This window comes from Methylobacterium soli, from assembly GCF_008806385.1.
GTDB classification, from domain to species: domain Bacteria; phylum Pseudomonadota; class Alphaproteobacteria; order Rhizobiales; family Beijerinckiaceae; genus Methylobacterium; species Methylobacterium soli.
The window spans coordinates 1-17,246 of sequence record NZ_VZZK01000034.1 but is presented as its reverse complement, the minus strand read 5'-3'; the positions used below and the strand labels follow the sequence as shown (position 1 = coordinate 17,246).

Annotated in this window: 17 protein-coding genes and 3 pseudogenes; 8 read left to right on the top strand and 12 right to left on the bottom strand. The window is 68.7% G+C overall.

The features are described from left to right. Positions 1 to 36: 36 nt before the first annotated feature. The 3 genes from F6X53_RS24805 to F6X53_RS24795 form a co-directional block, all read right to left on the bottom strand. Positions 37 to 261 carry a helix-turn-helix domain-containing protein gene (locus F6X53_RS24805; RefSeq protein ID WP_151003352.1) on the bottom strand — a complete coding sequence of 75 codons (225 nt, stop codon included), beginning with the start codon at positions 259 to 261 and terminating at the stop codon, positions 37 to 39. A gap of 185 nt (positions 262 to 446) precedes the next feature. Further along, positions 447 to 626: a hypothetical protein gene (locus F6X53_RS24800; protein ID WP_151003350.1), complete on the bottom strand. Its 180-nt coding sequence runs from the start codon at positions 624 to 626 to the stop codon at positions 447 to 449. Positions 627 to 820: 194 nt separating this feature from the next. Next, positions 821 to 2,137: a tyrosine-type recombinase/integrase gene (locus F6X53_RS24795; protein ID WP_151003348.1), complete on the bottom strand. Its 1,317-nt coding sequence runs from the start codon at positions 2,135 to 2,137 to the stop codon at positions 821 to 823. Between the two features lie 508 nt (positions 2,138 to 2,645). Here F6X53_RS24795 and F6X53_RS33875 point away from each other — a divergent pair. The 5 genes and pseudogenes from F6X53_RS33875 to F6X53_RS24775 all read left to right on the top strand — a co-directional run. Then, positions 2,646 to 2,768: pseudogene (locus tag F6X53_RS33875) on the top strand (sensor histidine kinase); the annotation flags it as partial. 28 nt (positions 2,769 to 2,796) lie between these two features. Continuing rightward, a complete protein-coding gene (locus tag F6X53_RS33395) occupies positions 2,797 to 2,967 on the top strand; it encodes a hypothetical protein (RefSeq protein WP_238296911.1) in 171 nt (56 codons plus the stop codon). A gap of 546 nt (positions 2,968 to 3,513) precedes the next feature. Next, positions 3,514 to 3,687, top strand: a pseudogene (locus F6X53_RS24785) (EamA family transporter); the annotation flags it as partial. A 27-nt stretch (positions 3,688 to 3,714) separates the two neighbouring features. Next, positions 3,715 to 4,731, top strand: a complete 1,017-nt coding sequence (locus tag F6X53_RS24780; RefSeq protein ID WP_151003346.1) for a zinc-binding alcohol dehydrogenase family protein — start codon at positions 3,715 to 3,717, stop codon at positions 4,729 to 4,731. A 62-nt stretch (positions 4,732 to 4,793) separates the two neighbouring features. Then, the gene (locus F6X53_RS24775; protein WP_151003345.1) at positions 4,794 to 5,219 is read left to right on the top strand and encodes a cupin domain-containing protein; all 426 of its coding nucleotides are present in this window, start codon (positions 4,794 to 4,796) and stop codon (positions 5,217 to 5,219) included. Between the two features lie 26 nt (positions 5,220 to 5,245). On the opposite strand, the gene F6X53_RS33390 is transcribed toward F6X53_RS24775, so the two are convergent. From F6X53_RS33390 to F6X53_RS24760, 4 genes and pseudogenes are all read right to left on the bottom strand, one after another. Further along, positions 5,246 to 5,407: an HAD hydrolase-like protein gene (locus F6X53_RS33390; RefSeq protein WP_238296915.1), complete on the bottom strand. Its 162-nt coding sequence runs from the start codon at positions 5,405 to 5,407 to the stop codon at positions 5,246 to 5,248. 59 nt (positions 5,408 to 5,466) lie between these two features. Continuing rightward, positions 5,467 to 5,892 (bottom strand): annotated as a pseudogene (locus F6X53_RS33385) (HAD family hydrolase); the annotation flags it as partial. A gap of 38 nt (positions 5,893 to 5,930) precedes the next feature. Then, positions 5,931 to 6,809, bottom strand: coding sequence for a LysR substrate-binding domain-containing protein (locus F6X53_RS24765; RefSeq protein WP_151003343.1), 879 nt, complete (start codon positions 6,807 to 6,809; stop codon positions 5,931 to 5,933). A 386-nt stretch (positions 6,810 to 7,195) separates the two neighbouring features. Further along, positions 7,196 to 7,450: a hypothetical protein gene (locus tag F6X53_RS24760; protein ID WP_151003341.1), complete on the bottom strand. Its 255-nt coding sequence runs from the start codon at positions 7,448 to 7,450 to the stop codon at positions 7,196 to 7,198. 403 nt (positions 7,451 to 7,853) lie between these two features. Between F6X53_RS24760 and F6X53_RS24755 the strand changes: the two genes are divergently transcribed. Further along, entirely contained in the window at positions 7,854 to 8,915 is a 1,062-nt protein-coding gene (locus F6X53_RS24755) for a patatin-like phospholipase family protein (RefSeq protein ID WP_151003339.1), read from the top strand. Between the two features lie 79 nt (positions 8,916 to 8,994). Here F6X53_RS24755 and fabI read toward each other — a convergent pair whose 3' ends face one another. The 5 genes from fabI to F6X53_RS24730 are packed head-to-tail and all read right to left on the bottom strand — an operon-like array spanning position 8,995 to position 14,887. Beyond that, positions 8,995 to 9,777: an enoyl-ACP reductase FabI gene (gene fabI, locus F6X53_RS24750; RefSeq protein WP_151003337.1), complete on the bottom strand. Its 783-nt coding sequence runs from the start codon at positions 9,775 to 9,777 to the stop codon at positions 8,995 to 8,997. Beyond that, positions 9,774 to 12,137 carry a DUF3141 domain-containing protein gene (locus F6X53_RS24745; protein WP_151003336.1) on the bottom strand — a complete coding sequence of 788 codons (2,364 nt, stop codon included), beginning with the start codon at positions 12,135 to 12,137 and terminating at the stop codon, positions 9,774 to 9,776. The genes fabI and F6X53_RS24745 overlap by 4 nt, the downstream gene beginning before the upstream one ends. A gap of 28 nt (positions 12,138 to 12,165) precedes the next feature. Beyond that, positions 12,166 to 12,669, bottom strand: a complete 504-nt coding sequence (locus F6X53_RS24740) for a hypothetical protein (protein WP_151003334.1) — start codon at positions 12,667 to 12,669, stop codon at positions 12,166 to 12,168. 16 nt (positions 12,670 to 12,685) lie between these two features. Next, positions 12,686 to 13,891, bottom strand: coding sequence for an acetate/propionate family kinase (locus F6X53_RS24735; protein ID WP_151003332.1), 1,206 nt, complete (start codon positions 13,889 to 13,891; stop codon positions 12,686 to 12,688). A gap of 3 nt (positions 13,892 to 13,894) precedes the next feature. Next, positions 13,895 to 14,887 carry a phosphate acetyltransferase gene (locus F6X53_RS24730; protein WP_191970983.1) on the bottom strand — a complete coding sequence of 331 codons (993 nt, stop codon included), beginning with the start codon at positions 14,885 to 14,887 and terminating at the stop codon, positions 13,895 to 13,897. 424 nt (positions 14,888 to 15,311) lie between these two features. Between F6X53_RS24730 and F6X53_RS24725 the strand changes: the two genes are divergently transcribed. Both F6X53_RS24725 and F6X53_RS24720 read left to right on the top strand, forming a co-directional pair. Further along, complete coding sequence (locus F6X53_RS24725) at positions 15,312 to 16,367, top strand: AraC family transcriptional regulator (protein WP_238296640.1); 1,056 nt, start codon at positions 15,312 to 15,314, stop codon at positions 16,365 to 16,367. 20 nt (positions 16,368 to 16,387) lie between these two features. Further along, entirely contained in the window at positions 16,388 to 16,816 is a 429-nt protein-coding gene (locus F6X53_RS24720; protein WP_151003325.1) for a hypothetical protein, read from the top strand. The last annotated feature ends 430 nt before the right edge of the window (positions 16,817 to 17,246 follow it).

Sequence of the window (17,246 nt, the reverse complement as noted above, 5' to 3'; positions counted from 1 at the left end):
GTCAGGCCGCGAGCTCGGACGTTGAGGTGACGCGTCTCACCGCAGGGACATGCGGGCGACTTCAGAGCGCTTGGCCCGGGCCGCTGCGCCACGATTGGAGGGCGTCCAAGCCTGGCGGCTGGCGATCAGCGCCTTCAGGCTGGCGGTATCAACGAGCGTCCGTCCAGCGAGCTTGAAGAGCTTCAGACCGCCGCTGGCAGCAACGCTGTAGAGGGTAGCAGGCGAAACGCCGCTGACCTCGGACGCCAAAGCCATCTGCACGTGTGGTCGCTTGTCCCAAGGCAGAGTTTCGATGGAGCGAGACCGTGCCTGGGGTGCCTTTGCGTTAGCCGAATGTTGCTTCATCGCTGCTGCCCGTCTGATTTGTCTGACAACATCATCAGACATGACAGACAGGACTGCGAGCAAAGACGGCGGCGGAAAAATCGGGCGAGCAAGCCGCTGTTTTAACTTGGTTTTTTACGCCACGGCCGCAGTCCGCGTGTGGGATCGCGCATCCACCGGGCTACCCGTTCGACATCTGCTCCATCGGGACCAGCCAAGCCCGCGGCCAAATCGGTCTTCGGCTTTCGCGACAATGCGTCAGTGCCGCGCATCGCCACCTCGGCGTCGATCAGGCGCGACATGGCTTCGCCTGTCGTGAGATGCGGTCTGCCCTTCCTCGGCTTCGTGACGAATTGCTTGGGCCCGAAGGGACGGACCCACTCGCCGGTCGTTGGATCCTGGACCATCTTCGGCAACACCCAACCCTCGTATTGCTCCCGCTTCCGGGTCCGCTTCGGTCGCGTTAGGTCGGCGGGTGGAAGTTTTCGCGAGCCGCTCATGCGGCAGCGCCAGCAACCGTGAGCAGTGGCGTCGCCTCAACTGGCGCCAGAGGAGTGATTGCGCGCCGCGCGAGTTCCTCGGTCGCATCGACGATGAAGGCAGAGTAGTGTTGCTCGATCATCTCCACGCTGGTGTCGTGGAGAGCCGCGACGAGGCGCACCGGCAATCCGGCGCTGAGGCCTCGCACGATCGAGCTGTGGCGCAGGCACAGCATCACCGTGCTCTCGGGCAGTTCGGCATGATCGCGCGCTGCGTTCCAGTGCCGGCGCGCCGTCGTCGCCTCCGGCCAGGGCTGACGCTCGACCGGCACCCAAGCGACAGACCCTTTCCGCTTCGCGTGATGCCAGTGCAGGAGCAACGTCTCCTGCCCACGCCTGCCGGTCAGCGCAGGCTTCAGACGCTCAATGACATCTCCGCCCACGGGAACAGCGATCGGGGAGGGCGATCCGGCCTCTTTCCCCTTCCGGGCAGGCGGCACCATGATGCGCGACCGAGCAACCTGGACGTCTCCGACCTTGATGCGCGCGACCTGCGAGAACCGTGCGCCCGTCGCTGCCATCACGAGGATGAGCCGCCCAAAATCGCCGGTGTCGTCGACCGCGAAAGCACTGTCGACCAAGCGACGGACATCCGCATCCGGGAGCACTTGCTTGCGGGCGTTGGTGTCACCGGGAATGGCCTTCGTGCCGACCTTGATCTCAGATGCCAGCGTCGCCGGCAGTGAGCGTCGATGCGTGTTGAGGGCGTGGTTCAAGCCGGCTCGAGCGACGGTGAGGATCCAGTTCACGGATCGCTTCGACAAGTTCGGGGCGAGCCGCCGGCGCCAGGCGAGAATGGCTTCAGCAGTCAGTTTCGCTAGCGGGATGTCGGCGAAGACCACGTCTGAGTGAACGTGCCTCTTTAACGTGCCGCGCATGTAGTTCCGCGGCGTCGCCTTCCGCGCCTCGTGGGCATCGGCGTACTCATCCATCGCAGCCGCGACCGTCAGAGGGGCATCCGAGCTGACACCAGCCTGCTGCCCTTCAGCCTTCGCGACTACTTGGCGCGCCCACGTCATCGCGGCCGTCACGGCAGCTGGATAGCTCAGCGCTTCCGCGGCTGCCCCGTCGTCGGCAGCCTCCGCTAGACGCTCTTCCTTCCGCTGACCGTCAAGGACCAACTTCACAATCCAAGTGCCCGGTCCACGCTTCGGCTTCCTGTAGCCCAAGGACACACCGCCCCGTCCGCCGGCGATGCCGGTCCAATAAGGGTTCTTGGCGTGCGGCAGCCTTCCTCGCTTCGCGGCGCTGTCAATTTCGGAGGTTTTCGCCATCGCGCGTCTCACAGACCGTCTCACACAGAGGTATGAGTTAGGTATGAGAGAAGTGATAGAAAATTGCTACCGCTCTCAGCGGCTTGCCGCCACCATGTTTGTCAGGAGCAACGAAGCAACAGCTTCCCAAGCTGAATGTCGTCGGTTCGATCCCGATCGCCCGCTCCACTCACCCCGTCGATGCAGCTGTCGTTTCGAATGGCTCGAATGGTCGAGCGGTTCCCTCAGTTCGCCTTCCTGAGCGAAACGGTCCCAACGGGCCTGAGGTGAGGCACGCCCGACCCACGGGCGCTCCTGATCAACGCAGCGGAGACAATGGGGCGATCCTTTTACTGAGACCGCTCCGTCCTCCCTCCTGTGATGACCCTCGCTGTTCCCCCGGCTCGGCCCGGTCCCGCTGGCCCCGCTCCTGGCCACGATCGCGGCCGAATGGCAGCCCGACGCCGATGCCGCCGGGGTGAGCCTGCAGGTTCGCGTGACGGCGCTGCAGGTCAGCAGCGAGGCCGCGATGCTCATGACGATCCTGCGCAACCTCGTGGGCGACGCCGTGAAACATGCGGGGCTGGGCGGCCGCGTGGTCGTCGGGTGTCGGCGCAGGCAGGGGCACATCACGATCGCGGTGCACGACAACGGGCCCGAACGCCTCGCGAATATCTTCGATGCCTTCGACCGAGCCGGACGCCGCGACGGGGGCCGGCTTCGGGCTCAACCTGCACATCGTCCGCCAGATTGCTCTGGCGCTCGCGCACCCGATCGACGTGCGCTCCCGTCGAGACCGCGGTTCGGTCTTCGGCGTGACCGCACCCGTCCACCGTCCGGCACGTCCGTAGCGGCGTCGCCATCCCGGCCCCGAGCGGCCTCTTCGGCAGCGCCGTCGCCCTCACGACCGAAGCGACCAGCGTGACCGGCGCGATCAGCCGCATCCCCGCCAGCCGCCATGACGGATCCCAAGGGCAGCCCGGCACGGCGGATCGCACGATAAGCATCCATACGGGGCTTCGGTCCCGTACCGCGTTCATCCGGGCCGGCCGACACCGACCTGCGCGGCGGATCTAGCGGGAATCCTGATCCTAACGATCAGAACTATGCGCTTATCGGATCGCGCATCCGGCAGCATACCCGTCGGGCGCGGTCGTCAACGACGCGCCGCAGGCCCAAGCATCGAGATGCGCCCGAACCCTGTTGCCGTTCCAGACGAGGCCAGCCATGTCCGCCTCAGCAAGCGTCGCCTCTCATCGGCCTTCCGCGACCTCGCGGACGGGCGTGCGGGCGGGATGGTGCCGGGCCTGCGGGATCGGGCCGGCTCGGTGGTCCCGCTCGGCCGTGCGATGCTCCTCTGGGGTCCCAACTGGCCGATGATGACGCTCGGGCTCGGGAGCGCCCGGCTCCCGGCGAGTGCGATGTCGACCCTGATGCTGGCGGTGCCGGTCACCGGGCTCGGCCTCTCGACCCTGACCTTGCACGGGTGTCCGGGCCTCGACCTGATCCGCGGCGCGATCGTGATCGGCGTCGCGGCGAGCGTCGGCCCCGCCCGCCGCTCCCGCTCCTGATCGTTTCCAACCGAGAGGACTTAAGCCATGAGAGCCGTCGGCTTCTACGCATCCTTGCCCGTCGAGAACGACCAAGCCCTGGTCGATCTCGACATCGCGGCGCCGAGCCCGGGCCCGCACGACCTGCTCGTCCGGGTCCAGGCCGTCTCGGTCAACCCGGTCGACACCAAGGTCCGCGCCCGCGTCACGCCGGCCGAAGGCCAACCCCACATCCTCGGCTACGACGCCGTCGGATTGGTCGAGGCCGTGGGAGCCGAGGCCGGTCGGTTCCGGCCGGGCGACGCGGTGTTCTACGCGGGCGCTCTCGGCCGGCCCGGCACGAATGCCGAGCTGCACTGCGTCGACGCGCGGATCGTCGGGCACAAGCCTGCCTCGCTCTCGATCGCCGAGGCCGCGGCCCTGCCGCTCACCGCCATCACCGCCTGGGAGGCGCTGTTCGACCGGCTCGACCTGCGCAAAGCCGTGCCGGGTGCCGCGAACGCGATCCTGATCGTCGGCGGCGCGGGCGGCGTCGGCTCGATCGCGACGCAGCTCGCCCGGCAGCTCACCGACCTGACGGTGATCGCCACGGCGTCGCGGCCGGAGACGGCGGCCTGGAGCCGGGCGCTCGGCGCGCACCACGTGATCGATCACGGCCGGCCCCTGGCGGCCGAGATCGCGGCGCTGGGGCTCGGGGCGCCGGGCTTCGTCTTCTCGACGACCAACACCGACCGACACCTTGCCGAGATCGCCGAGCTGATCGCGCCGCAAGGCCGGTTCGCGCTGATCGACGACCCGGCGAGCCTCGACATCCTGCCGTGCAAGCGCAAGAGCGTGTCCGTGCACTGGGAGTTCATGTTCACCCGCTCGATGTTCTCCACCGCCGACATCGCCGAGCAGGGCCGGCTCCTCGACGAGGTCGCGCGCCTGGTGGACGCCGGCACGCTCAGGACCACTTTCGCGGAGAGCTTCGGGCCGATCTCGGCGGCCAACCTGCGCCGCGCCCACGCGCTCATCGAGAGCGGGCGGGCCAAGGGCAAGATCGTGCTCGAAGGATGGGCCTGAGGGGGCATCCGGCTCTCCGGTGCCGAACCGGCGCCGGAAAGCCTCGACGGAGGAGGGGATTGATGTCGCACACGCGGAATGCCGGTCGATTCGACGTCAAGGCGATCGCGGCGGCGCTGCCGGCATCGGCGGAGACGCTGCTGGTCGACACCTACCTGACGGACCGCGAGGCGGCGAGCGCGCGGGTCTTCCGCGTCTACAGGCCGACGCCGCCGCACTCCCACGCGACCTGCGACGAGTACCTCTACGTGCTGTCGGGCCGCGGCACCTTCTGGATGGAGGATGCGGGCACCGAGGCGGCATTCGGCCCGGGCGAGCTCCTGTTCTTCGCGCGGGGCACGGTGCACGCCTTGCCGACGATCCTGGAGGAGCCCGTCGTCTTCCTCTCGGTGGACACGCCGCGGCGCGCGCCCACCGACATCGTCTTCGTGAACCCTGAGGACGGCTCGCCGGAGACCTTCATGGCCCGCAACGCGGCCAAGCCCTGAATTCGAGCCCTGAATTCGAGCCCCGATCACCGCACCCCGCACAGGGCCGGGAGCTCCGCGAAGACGTCGATGACGGCGTCGGCCCCGAGCTCGGCGACGGGCCCGTGGCTGTAGCCGTAGGATACGACGATTGCGCGCAGGCCGGCCGCACGGGCGGCCTCGACGTCTTGGCGGTTGTCCCCGACCATGATGGCCCGAGGCGGCTGAGAGCCGCGTGAAGCGGTTCGGGTGCGGGCTTGCGCTGCTGGAGGGTGTCGCCGCCCACCACCACGGCGATGCAGGCGTCGAGGCCGAGATCCGCCAGGATCGTGCGGGCGACGGCCTCGGGCTTGTTCGTCACCACGGCAAGCGCGATGCCAGCGCAGGCGAGCGTTTGCAGCGCGGGCGCCACACCCGGGAAGGCGCGGGTCCGCCGCGTCGCGACGGGCGCGTAGACGGCCAGGAACCGCGGGACCAACGCGGGGGCCGTCCCCGCGTCGCCGCCGTTCGCCCGCAGCGCCCGCTCGACGAGCTTGCCGGCGCCGTCGCCCACCATCGCCCGCGTCCGGACGCGATCGATCCCCGGCAGCCCCTCCTCGGCGAGGAGCGCGTTCACGGCGTCGGTGAGATCGTCGAGGCTGTCCACGAGGGTGCCGTCGAGGTCGAGCAGGACCGCCTCGCATCCGTTCGGCATCGGGATCGGCATTCGGGTCTCCATCCGCGCGCCAACGATCAGGCCGCGAGCGTCAGGGCGTCGTGGCCGGCGAGGCTCTGGCTCAGGAAGGTGATCAGCGGAGCGACAAGGTCGGGCGCCCGGTCCTCGCCGAGCACCGTCACCTCGGTCATGGGCAGGGCAGGCCAGAGCTCCGGCGCGCGCAGGATCTGCAGGCCCTCCTGCACGAAGGACCGGCCGAGCAGCGTCACCCCGAGCCCGCCCGCGACGGCGGCCTGCACGCCCATCAGGCTGCTCGCCGTGCAGGCGGCGACCCAGTCCCGGCGCACCGAATCGAGGGCCGCGATCATCAGCTCGCGGTAGCTGCAGGGCGGCGCCAGCATCACCAGCCGGGCCGGCTTGCTGAAGTCCGGCTCGTGGTCGGCCGCGGCGAGCCAGACGAGCGGCTCGCGCCAGATCACCCGCCCTCGGCTGTTGGCGCCGCCGCGCTTGGCGATGACCGCGTCCAGGCGTTTCTCGTCATAGGCCTCCAGCAGGGTGCAGCTCAGGCCCGTCATCAGGTCGATGTGCAGATCCGGATAGAGGCGCCCGAACCGGGCCAGCAGCTTCGGCAGCTGGCCCGGGATGAAATCCTCCGAAACGCCGAGGCGCAGGGTGCCAGTGGCCGCCGGTTCGCGCCACGTGCGCATGATCCGGTCGTTGAATTCCAGCATCTGGCGCGCCGCCGCCAGCAGGCGCTCGCCGTCGGGCGTCAGGCCGAGCGTGCGGCTGGTCCGGTCGAAGACCCGCCGTCCCAGGATCTCTTCGAGGCGCAGCACCTTCTGGCTCACCGCGGATTGCGAGCGGTGCACTACGTCGGCGGCCGCGGTGAAGCTGCCGGTCTCGGCCACGGCCACGAAGGCGCGCAGCAGGTCGATCTCGAGATCCGGATAACGCATCGCCCCGCCCCTCGTCTGTCCGCGCATGGGTCGTTCCCGCAGACGCCACCGCCCGTCAACGTGGCCCCTGCCACGCTCCGGCCGCCCGCGCCCCGCGCGAGTCATCCCCGCGCAGGAGGGGGCGAGCTTCCCTCAGGTCGAAGGCTGCTCCCTTCGGCTGGCGGAAGGAAACGCATAGTTCTGATCGCGCTTAGCAGCTTATCGAATGAAAGTGGCGAGGCGATCGCTTCGCCTTCCCCGTCGATCGCCGGAGGCAAGGAGGTTTCCGCGTTCTCAGGACCTTGGGATTGTGTTGCGAAGCCGCCTTGGAGGGGCGTCCGAGGCTTGCTCGCCTCGTGAGCTGTGCCTGCAGAGCCCAAGCCGGGGACGCTCGGCTTTTGGCCCGTTCACGACGTGACGAAGAACCCCCGGAAGTTCTCCAACCAGTCTCGCAACCAGAGCTCACAATGCTGCTGCGCCGCTTCGGCATTGGGCGCGTGCCCCCAGACATCCTCCGCCAGCGGGGTCCACCAGGTCCAGAGCCGGTTCGACCCGTCATACTCGCAGCGGCCGACGATGACGTCGCCGGCCCGTCCGGTGAAGCCGCGAAGGGGAACGTCAGCGACATGATCTTGGAGCCAGGTGATCAAGGGTGGTCGCATAATCTGAGAACGGCGGAGGCGGGCAAGCGTTCGCGCACGCGGCAATGACGTGGCGGCTCCGCAACTCCGAAGGTGTGCCAACGTCCCGCCGATCCGATCGCAGAAACCTTTCCGATCGGATCCCTCGGCGGTGCGGCTCCGACCCGGCCCCGAGTCCTTCGACACGATCCGTCCGAAAGCGGACCTCCGGATGAGCCACGCTCAATGTCCGCAAGGGGGCAGCACGCGCAGACGTTGCAGAAGCCGGCCAGAGGTCAAGGCGGGGACCGGCACGGCCGTTGTGGTCGCCGAGGCTCGGCAGCAGAGTGCGGCTGCGGGCGTGGCACACTCAAGAGGTGTCGCGGCTCCGCTAAGATGTCGGTGACAGGCGCTTGTGTCCGATCTGCGAAGTGGAGCCCCCAGCATGGCCAAGCGCGCGGAAGTGGACCGGCTCACCACCGGCGCCGCCCCGGACGGGGTCAAGTCCGTCAATCTCGCCCTTCAGGGCGGCGGAGCGCACGGCGCCTTCGCTTGGGGCGCCCTCGACCGTCTGCTCGAGGAAGAGGGCCTCGCCATCGAAGGCATCAGCGCGACGAGCGCCGGGGCGATGAACGCCGTGGTTCTCGCCTACGGATTGACGGTTGGGGGGCGCGAAGGCGCGCGGCAGGCTCTCGACGCGTTCTGGCGAGGGATCGCACGCGCCGCCTTGTTCAGTCCGCTCCAGCCCTCTCCCTGGGACCGCTTCTTCGGCAATTACGGACTTGAGATGTCGGCCGCCTTTCCACTCTTCGATGCCCTGACCCGCATCGTCTCGCCCTACCAGTCGAACCCGCTGAACTATAACCCGCTCCGGCAGGTGCTGGAGAGCAGCATCGACTTCGCGGAGCTGCGCCGCCGGTCGGCCGTCAAGCTGTTTCTCTCAGCCACCAACGTGCGGACGGGCAAGGTTCGGGTCTTCAGATCCGACGAGATCAGTGCCGATGCCGTCCTGGCCTCGGCCTGTCTGCCCTTCCTGTTTCAGTCCGTCGAAATCGATGGCGAGCATTACTGGGATGGCGGCTACATGGGCAATCCCGCTGTCTTTCCGCTGATCTATGAGTGCGACTGCGCGGATGTCGTCGTGGTGCACATCAACCCGATCCATCGCCCGGACGTGCCCACCACGGCGCCGGAGATCATGAACCGGATCAATGAGATCAGCTTCAATTCATCGCTGATGCGCGAGATGCGCGCGATCAGCTTCGTCAACGGGCTGATCGAGGATGGCACCTTGCGGGGCAACGCGATGAGGTTGATCCGCATCCACGCGATCGATGCCGAGGCTGTCATGCAGACGCTGGGCGTCGCCTCGAAGCTCAACGCCGACCTGGACTTCCTGCTTCACCTGCACGGAATCGGACGGGCCCGGGCAGAATCGTGGCTGGCGCGTGAATTCGCTGAGGTTGGCCAGCGCTCGACCGTCGATCTTCACGCGAAGTACCTCTGACGCGCGCAAGGTCTGAGCTGCGCCACAGGACGAAACCGCTCTATGTCCCGCCCGAGGCCGCGGCCGCGCCCGGGCGTGTTCACGCCATGATGCTGAGGCCGCCATCGACGTAGATGGTCATGCCGGTCAGGTGGGCGGCGTAGGGCGTCGCCAAGTAGGCCGCGGTGAGGCCGACATCGTCGATGTCGACGAGCTCGCCGATGGGCGAGCGCTGCACCGCCTCCGCCAGGAGAAGGTCGAAATCCTTGAGGCCCGAGGCGGCCCGCGTCTTGAGGGGGCCGGGTGAGACCGCGTGGACGCGGATCTCCTGCTTGCCGAGCTCGTAGGCGAGGTAGCGGACCGCGCTCTCCAGCGCGGCCTTCACGGGTCCCATCAGGTTGTAGTTCGGCACGACCTTGCTGGCACCATGATAGCTCATGGTCAGGAGGGTGCCGCCATCCGGCATCAGCGGCTCGGCGAGCCGGGCCATGCGGATGAAGGAATGACAGGAGACGTCCATGGCGATCCTGAAGCCCTCGGGCGAGCTGTCGACGAGCCTGCCCTGCAGGTCCTGCCGGGGCGCGAAGGCGATGGAATGCAGGGCGATGTCGAGGCCGCCCCAGCACTCGGCGATCTGCCCGAACACGCCTTCGAGCTCGCCCGGATTCTGGACGTCGCAGGGGGCGAAGATCGGCGCGTCCAGTTCCCGCGCCAGCGGCTCGACGAAGGGCCTGGCCTTCTCGTTCAGATAGGTCAGGGCGATCTGTGCCCCGAGCCGGTGGAACACCCGGGCGCAGCCATACGCGATGGAATGCGCGTTGGCGACGCCGAGCACGAGCGCGCGCTTGCCGAGAAGCGCCTGACCGTCGGGGATCCGTGTCATCGATGAGCCCTCTGCGACCTGCCCCGGGGGGCTTGGCGACCGGGTGCGTGCGCCGATGGGCCGATGGGCGCCGGGCCCGCCTCGGGGGCCTGTTCCGGCACCAGCCGACGCCGAAGTTCGCGCATCATGGCCCACTGCTCCGGCGCGAGGTCCACGTTGTCCCTCAGCTGCTCCAGGATGCCGAGGAGGCGCCGACGCTCGTCCGCGCTCCGGACGAGGGTCGGCAAGGTTGCCAGCGCGCGTTCGGGCTCGTGCTCGACGATGTAGGATTGCTGCCGCACGACCTGCCGCGCCGTCTCGGCCGCGAGGTCGAGCATGCCGACCTCGCGGCCGACGAGCTCCCGGATGCGCTTGGCGGTCGAGAGCCGCTTCTCGCGCGTTCCGAGACGGGCCGCGAGCAGAGCTGCCCGAACGGCAGCCTCGGTGAACCCGCCCTGCTCGATCCGGGCAAGGGCCTCCTGGACGGCCCGCGCCTCACCGCCGGGGCGGGACAGCGGCGTCCCGACCGCCGGTGCGGCCGGGGCCATGAGGCTCATCGGGCCGTAAAGGTTGTAGAACAGGTTCTCGACCGCCGCGTCCCGCAATTGCCGGTAGAGGTCCCACGAGGCGGTGATGCCGGCCGCGAGAAGCCGCTCCGAGGCGACGCTCGGGCCCGTCTCGTCGCGGGGCATCCGATGCGCACGGGCGAACTCGGCCCAGCCCTTGAGCGGAGCCAGGAGGGGGTTCAGGTCCGAGATTGCCCATCGCCGCGCCCGGAGGGGATGGCAGGCGCGGGCGGCCCGCCCGGCCTCCGGCGTGATGAGGGCTCCGAGCACCGGATGCACGAAGGCTTCGTAGAGCGCGGCGTTGACCTCCGAAACCGCCTCGACGGCGGCAAAAGGGATCTCGTCCTTGCGGGCATATTTCTGCAGTTGCTGCAGATCCTCGACCCGCCTTTCCGTCAGGATGACGTCGTAGCGGGTCGCGCCGTTCGAGCGCGTCTCCTCGACCTTCATCCCGTAGAGGCCCGGCGGCAGGTGCTCGATATATTCGAGCAGATCGACGATCTGGGCGTGCTCCCGCCGTGCGACCGCGGCCGAGACGAAGAGCCCAAGATGGCCGATGCTCTCGTGCATGAGGCCCACGATTACCTGTCCGCTCGCCTTGAGCTCCTGCGTCGTCGGGTAGAGATCCGCGACCCAGTTGAAGGCCTGCTGCGGCGGGGTGATGTTGTCGGCGAGGGAGGCGAACAGGATGATCGGCGCACGGATGGCGCGCAGATCGACGGCGTTGCCGCCGGACCATTCCGCGCTGCCGGCGGCGAGCTTGTTGCCGACGAAGAGGTTGTCGACGATCCAGCGGATCTCCTCGCGGTTCATCAGGAAGTATCCGCCCCACCAGCGCTCGAATTCGAGGTATCGCTCCGGCTCGGTGTCGATCTTGGTGAAGAGATTGTAGGCCTTCTCGAAGTAGGTGTTGGCCGGATTCAGGGACTCGAAATTCTCGACGAGATAAGCCCCGTCGAACCGGCCGCCCCCGAGATCGCTCGCGAGGAGCGCCGTCCAGCTTCCGCCGAGCATGCCGCCCGCGTAGCGCATCGGGTTCTCGGCATCGTTGCCGGCCCAGTAGGACATCGGGGCGCCGTTCACCACGATGGGGCCGGCGCAGTCCGGATCGAGCGCGCCGACCAGCATCGCGGCCCAGCCGCCCTGGCAATTGCCGACGATGACCGGCTTGCCGCGTGCGGGGTGCCTGGCGCGCACGATGCGCAGGAACTCGGCCTCGGCCAGCGCGACGTCGGCGAGGGTCTGCCCCTCGACCGGTTCGGGGAAGAAGATCACGACGTAGACGGGGTGGCCGGCCTTGAGCGCGACGCCGACCTCGGAATCTGCCTTGAAGCCCCCGATGCCGGGTCCATGGCCGGCGCGGGGATCGATGATGACGTAGGCCCGCTTCTCGGGGTCGGTCCGGATGCCCGGAGGCGCTTCGATGCGCACCAGCGCGTAATTGACCGGCCTCGCGAAGGTCCGGGCGTCGGCCACCATCTCCCAATCGAAGGCGAGGAGCGGCGGTTTGCCCGCCTTCTCGTGCTCCAGCCAATTGTTGCCGCGCTGCCGGAGCGTGTCCCAGAACAGGATTGAGCGCTGGGCGTAGTCGCCCCAGTACTGGGTGATGTCACCCCAGGCCTGAAGCGGCGTGAGCGGTTGCGCCGCCTCGAGCCAGGCGCGGCCGGCCGCCCCCATCGTGTCGAGATAGCTCTGGGCCGCGGACGCGCAGCGGCCCTGGAAGACCTCCGCGACCCGCATCTGCACGGCAAACAGGTCGGGCGGCGCCGGGTTCTCGCCCGCTCGGCCGGTGGGAAGCGTCTGGATGTCGGTCATGGTTGCCGTCCCGGACCGTGAGGGGAGATTAGGTGCGGCGCGGTGCCCAGGTCAGGAAGAAGCCGACATCGCCCGGCATGCCGTCCGGCCAGTCGACGATCATCGCCTTGAGGCCGTAGCCGGCGGGCTGCAGACGGTCCCGCCAGAACTCGAAGGCCTGGCGCGGCCGCCCGGTCAGGGTCTCGGGCCAACCGGTCTCGGAATTGTTGATGGCCCGGCCGCCGTCGCTGCACATCACGTTCGGGAAGCGCATCACCAGGAGTTCGTTCTTGCCCTGCTCGGCCGCGATCCGGAGCTTGTGCAGGAGCGACTTGGTGATCTCGTGCACCTTCTGGGGCGTGACCTCGATGGTCTCGGACAGAGTCTTGATGAGCTCGGCCCGCGCCTTGCTCACCCGGTCCTCGGTCTGCAGGTCCCTCATGCCCTTGGCGGCCTTCAACTTGGCCGTGTAGGCGCCGAGCTCGGCGGCGGACATGAAGCTCTCGTCACCGAGCTCGTGCTCGGTCTGCGGCTTCGTCTTCAGCGCTTCCATGGCTGGCTCCCGTTGTTCATAGGGCTGGCTGGCGCTGGACCTGACCCAGCACCTCGCGCGTGCCGCGCGCGATCATCACTTCCTCGTCCGCGGGAACGACCCAGGCGGCCGGGCCGCGCCCGCGCGTCACGCGCGGGCCGCCGCATGCGTTGGCCGCCTCGTCGAGCTCGAATCCGGCCCAGGCGGCGCCGCGCAGCACCTCGGCCCGCGTGGCCACGTCGTTCTCACCGATGCCGCCGGTGAAGATGAGGGCATCGAGGCCGCCGAGCGCCGCCACAAGGGAGCCGAACTCCCGCCCGATCCGGTAGACGAAGAGGTCGATGGCCCGCCGGGCATCGGGATCGGTCGCCGCGAGGGAGCGCAGCCTGCGCATGTCGTTCGACAGGCCGGAGACCCCGAGAAGGCCGGATTGCGTGTAGAGCATCCGCTCCGCCTCCTCCGGGCCGAGCCCCATGTCCCGCAGCATGTAGAAGACGACGCCCGCATCGAGGCTGCCGCAGCGCGTGCCCATGGGCAGCCCGTCGAGGGCGGAGAAGCCCATCGTGGTCGCGATGCTCCGCCCGCGCTCCAGGGCACACAGGCTGGCGCCGTTGCCGAGATGCGCGACCACGACGCGGCCGGAGGCGAGGGCGGGGTCGTATTCCGCCAGCACCGAGGCGATGTGGGCGTAGGACAGGCCGTGGAAGCCGTAGCGCCGAACGCCCCTCTCCGTCATCGCGTGCGGCACGGCGAAGAGCTGGGCGATCTCCGGCTGCGCGCGGTGGAACGCGGTGTCGAAGCAGGCGACCTGCGGCAGGTCTGGGAAGCGGCGCCGGAGAATCCGGACCGGCGCCAGGTTGTGCGGCTGGTGCAGCGGCGCCAGCGGCACGAGCCGTTCGAGAGCCTCCAGCACCTGCGCGTCGACGCGCACCGGCCGGTCATAGGCTCGCCCGCCATGGACGACGCGATGCCCCACGGCGGCGAGTTCGAGGCCCTGGCCGTGCGCCCGCAGCCAGGCCGCCACGTGCAGAAGCGCCGCCTCATGCCCGAAGGCCGGGGCCTCAAGGGTCTCCTCGGCCACGATCGTGCCGGCGCTGTCGCGGATCAACAGGCGGGGCGCATTGCCGAGCCCCTCGAACAGGCCGCGGAAGACGCGGCGCGGATCCTCCGCCGCGCCGAACTCGAACACCTGGAACTTCAGGCTCGACGAGCCGGCATTGAGAACGAGCAGGACGGGGATCATCGGCTAGACCTCCGGGAGGGATCGTCGCGCGCGGGTGGCGGCGGCGACCAGGGAGGCGACGGCGCAGGAGGCGAGGCGGGTCAGCCGTGCATCGGCCCGGCTCGTCAGGATGATGGGCACCCGGGCCCCGAGGACGATGCCGGCCGCGTCCGCGCCGGCCAGGAAGGTCAGGCTCTTGGCCAGCATGTTGCCCGCCGCGAGATCGGGGACGACGAGCACGTTGGCCTGGCCGGCGACGGCCGAGCGGATCCTCTTGATCCGCGCGGCGCCGAGATCGATGGCGTTGTCGAGGGCGAGCGGACCGTCGAGGAGAGCCCCGGTGATCTGATCCCGGTCGGCCATCTTGCACAGGGCCGCGGCATCGAGCGTGGAGGGCACCTTCGGGTTCACGGTCTCCATGGCCGACAGGATCGCGACCCGGACCGTCTCGACGCCGAGGGCATGCGCGAGATCGATGGCGTTCTGGACGATATCGCGCTTCTCCTCCAGCGAGGGCATGATGTTGACGGCGGCGTCCGTGACGATCAGGGGCGTCGCGTGCCCCGGCACGTCCATGACGAAGCAGTGGCTGAGGCGGCGGGCGGTCCGCAGGCCGCCGTCCCGGCGCACCACCGCGGCCATCAATTCGTCGGTGTGGAGGCTGCCCTTCATGAGCGCCTCGGCCTCGCCGGCGCGCACGAGGGCGACGGCCGTCTCGGCGGCGGCGTGGCTGTGTTCGGCCTCGACGAGGCGGAAGGCGCCGATATCCACCCCGAGGGAAGCGGCGGCGGCGGCGACCTTCGCCTGAGGGCCGACGAGGACGGGCTCGATGATCCCGAGGGACGCGGCGTCGAGGACCGCCCCGAGCGCGGCCTCGTCGCAGGGGTGGGCGACCGCCACCTTCAGGGCCGGCTGCGCCCGGGCGGCCGCGATCAGGCGGTCGTACTTCTCGTGCTGGCGGGCCTCGCCCGGCGCCTGCTCGATGGCGGCAATCGACACAGCGGCCTCCTCCGACATTCCGAGGAAAGGGCCCGGGGCGCGGCGACCTCTCCGGATGGACGGTCAGGGCCTGCCCGCTCCGGAGCCGCCCACCCGTCCGGCCTCGCCTCTCGCAGGCAGGCCCGGTCGCCCTCGACAGGGCGCCAACCACCGCGAATCTATACGCCTTCGGGATGCGATGGCTTGATCGGACGGGACGGACCGAAGGCGCAGGGAAGCGGTGGCGCAAGATGTACGGAGGATAGTAAATCCTGTACAATGGCAGTTCGTACCGATGTCATTCTTAGCGCAAATTAATTACCCTGATATAGTCTAGCATCAGGGGGGCGTCCTCAAGGGATGTCCGATGTCCTCTGCTGCCGGACCACAGACCGAGGGCCGCTCAGGTCCATCTCAAGCGGCTGGAAACCTTGAGGTGGATGGGAACCCACCCTCCGTTGGATTGACCAGGCCCGGAGTCGCGCAGGCGGTCTACACCGCCCTCGTCGAGCTCGGGGCCAATCCGGCCGACCTCCTTGCCGAGGCAGGCCTGGAGCCCCGGCTCTTCGACGGTGGCGGGACGCGCATTCCCTACGCTTTGCTCGGTCGCCTGATCGCCCTCGCGGCCGAACGGACGAACTGCCCGCATCTCGGGCTTCTCATCGGGCAGCGCGCCACCTTGGCCTCGCTCGGCCTGCTCGGCCTGCTGATGCGCCACTCGCATACCATTGGGGACGCCTTGCGGGCTCTCGAGGCGCATTCCGGCATGCGGAACTGGGGCGCGGTCGTCGGGCTCGGGGTCGACAGTGACGTGGCCGTCCTCAGCTACGCGCCTTATGGCCCGGAAGCCGAGGGCGCCGCCCTCCATTCGGAGAGGGCACTCGCCACGACGACCAGCGTCCTTCGGGTGCTGTGCAGTTCCGATGGGGCCCTGTTGGAGGTGCTGCTGCCGCGCTCCGCACCACGCGACACGGCTCCCTACGGCGACTTCTTCCGGGCACCCATCCGGTTTGACCAGGAGGTGGCCGCCCTGGTGTTCCCAACCCAACTCCTCGAACAGCGCATCGAGGGTGCGGATCCGGCGGTCCGCCGGAGGACGGAGGATCGCATCCGCGGGCTTGAGGCCAAACAATCTTCCAGTCTGACGGATGAGCTTCGTCAGTTCCTCCGAGCCCAGGTCACGCGACAGCGCTGCAAGGCTGAGCGGGTGGCGCGCCTGAGACTGGTGAACCTCCGGACCCTGCGCCGTCGCCTGAGGGCCGAGGGCACCACGTTCAGGCAGCTCGCCGTCGAGGCGCAGTTCCAAGTGGCCAAGCAGCTCCTGGCCGACACCAGCATGAACATGTCGCAAATTTCGGCCGTCCTGGACTTTTCCGAACCCGCGGCCTTCAGCCACGCGTTCCGGCGCTGGTCGGGCATGACGCCCAGCGCATGGCGGCACGAGAATCAACCGAAGTACCAGGGTCGGCAGCAAGCCAGAGGCCCCCACCCGGCGCAGACACGGCACATGTTCCAATAGGACTGGCGGAGGAGGTCGCGATGGGCGTCGTAGGTTTCGTGGGCGCCGCAGCGCTCGGGCTGAGCCTTGCAGCCTCGGCGGGAATGTCGGACGCGCTGGCGGCGGGGGGTGGTCTCTCCGCCTATCAAGGCGCCTGGGTCTTGGAGGGCCGCGACTGTGCGGATGTCTACGCATCCGCCGGGAAAGGCGCCTCGTTCAAGACGCCGGTCGACATTTTCGCGCCGGCCTTCATCGTCTCCGGCAAGCGCCTCAGAACCCCGATGGCAATCTGCGGCATCAAGTCGGTTCGGCCGACCGGAGACCGTCAGCTCCTTGTTCTCGACTGCGCGAATGCCGTGGCGGGTCAGGAGGTGAGGGTTTACATGATTCCTCAGTCGAACGGGGCCCTCAGACGCTACTATAACGAGCAGGATCCGACGGGAACCGGCTACCAGCGCTGCTCGCGATGAGGATTGGGCAGCTGGAAGTGCTGATCTTGCCCATGTGAAACATTCGATAAACATGCCCGGAACAGCACGGCATAGACTGGCTCTCACTTTGAAAATCGAGCCGCCTGCGCCGGAGCTTACTGGTGTCGTCCACCCTGTTTAACCGGACTATCGGCGGGTCCGATCCAGGCATTCCGGCTCAGGAACGCTCGCGATGAGGGCAGGCGCAGGCCGAAGCGCGGGCGAAGCGTGTTGTCGTCCTCGAACCAGCCTGGAAGAAGCCGCATCACGGGGGTTGGCATTGGGCAGGATGGCTCGGGTCGCCCAAGCGGATCGAGTCCCGCAGCCGCGCGTGACTGCGCCCGCCCACCACAGCAGGATATGGCTCATGCCGATTTCGGCCATGCGCTGCCGCGCGCTGTCTGCGCGTCGGTCAGTAGGCGCGGCAGGT

Coding starts and splice junctions, on each gene's coding strand:
- fabI (WP_151003337.1), bottom strand. CDS start 9,777: ATGACACGGATCCCCGACGGTCAGGCGCTTCTCGGCAAGCGCGCGCTC.
- F6X53_RS24735 (WP_151003332.1), bottom strand. CDS start 13,891: ATGATCCCCGTCCTGCTCGTTCTCAATGCCGGCTCGTCGAGCCTGAAG.
- F6X53_RS24775 (WP_151003345.1), top strand. CDS start 4,794: ATGTCGCACACGCGGAATGCCGGTCGATTCGACGTCAAGGCGATCGCG.
- F6X53_RS24745 (WP_151003336.1), bottom strand. CDS start 12,137: ATGACCGACATCCAGACGCTTCCCACCGGCCGAGCGGGCGAGAACCCG.
- F6X53_RS33395 (WP_238296911.1), top strand. CDS start 2,797: ATGCCTTCGACCGAGCCGGACGCCGCGACGGGGGCCGGCTTCGGGCTC.
- F6X53_RS24755 (WP_151003339.1), top strand. CDS start 7,854: ATGGCCAAGCGCGCGGAAGTGGACCGGCTCACCACCGGCGCCGCCCCG.
- F6X53_RS24780 (WP_151003346.1), top strand. CDS start 3,715: ATGAGAGCCGTCGGCTTCTACGCATCCTTGCCCGTCGAGAACGACCAA.
- F6X53_RS24800 (WP_151003350.1), bottom strand. CDS start 626: ATGTCGCGCCTGATCGACGCCGAGGTGGCGATGCGCGGCACTGACGCA.
- F6X53_RS24760 (WP_151003341.1), bottom strand. CDS start 7,450: ATGCGACCACCCTTGATCACCTGGCTCCAAGATCATGTCGCTGACGTT.
- F6X53_RS24795 (WP_151003348.1), bottom strand. CDS start 2,137: ATGGCGAAAACCTCCGAAATTGACAGCGCCGCGAAGCGAGGAAGGCTG.
- F6X53_RS24765 (WP_151003343.1), bottom strand. CDS start 6,809: ATGCGTTATCCGGATCTCGAGATCGACCTGCTGCGCGCCTTCGTGGCC.
- F6X53_RS24740 (WP_151003334.1), bottom strand. CDS start 12,669: ATGGAAGCGCTGAAGACGAAGCCGCAGACCGAGCACGAGCTCGGTGAC.
- F6X53_RS33390 (WP_238296915.1), bottom strand. CDS start 5,407: ATGGTCGGGGACAACCGCCAAGACGTCGAGGCCGCCCGTGCGGCCGGC.
- F6X53_RS24730 (WP_191970983.1), bottom strand. CDS start 14,887: ATGTCGGAGGAGGCCGCTGTGTCGATTGCCGCCATCGAGCAGGCGCCG.
- F6X53_RS24720 (WP_151003325.1), top strand. CDS start 16,388: ATGGGCGTCGTAGGTTTCGTGGGCGCCGCAGCGCTCGGGCTGAGCCTT.